This window comes from Flavobacterium panici (assembly GCF_903819335.1).
Classification (GTDB): Bacteria; Bacteroidota; Bacteroidia; order Flavobacteriales; family Flavobacteriaceae; genus Flavobacterium; species Flavobacterium panici.
Genome location: NZ_CAIJDE010000035.1, coordinates 1 through 536, shown reverse-complemented (window position 1 = coordinate 536; position 536 = coordinate 1). Strand labels below are relative to the sequence as shown.

The 536-nt window shown below is 31.2% G+C and carries 1 pseudogene; it reads right to left on the bottom strand.

The features are described 5' to 3' along the window. Positions 1–456, bottom strand: a pseudogene (locus tag FLAPXU55_RS08565) (IS3 family transposase); the annotation flags it as partial. Between the last annotated feature and the right edge of the window lie 80 nt (positions 457–536).

Sequence of the window (536 nt, the reverse complement as noted above, 5' to 3'; positions counted from 1 at the left end):
TTTTCTGGAATAAGCATCAGTAACAAAACTTATGTACATAAAACTATCCTTAATTCTCCAATATGTTATATCACTTACCCATAATTGATTAGGGCAAATTGGTACAAATTCTTTGATAAGATTGGGATATTTCTTAAATCTATGCAACGAATCAGTAGTGATATTTGGCTTTTTCTTACGCCTGACTAATAAAAAATTAGCAGACAAAATATCAAAAAGTCTATCTCTTCCCATTTTTATCTGATGCTCTAATAAGAAAGGCTGTAAAAGTTCATATAACTTTCTTCCTCCCATATGACGATGATTTTTTCTAATTTTTAATACCTCAAAAACAATTAGTTCATCTTCAAAAGCAAGCTGCTGCTGGTACCAAAAGTGCTGATAATATGCCTGTCTGGTTACGCCAAGTAATTGACAAAATTTGCCTAAACCAATCTTGGGATAATTGTGTTTCATCTCCTGAATTACTTGGTATTGGACTTTTTTACAATTTTAATTTTGAATTCCTGCTCAGCAATTTCAATCATTTTGCGATA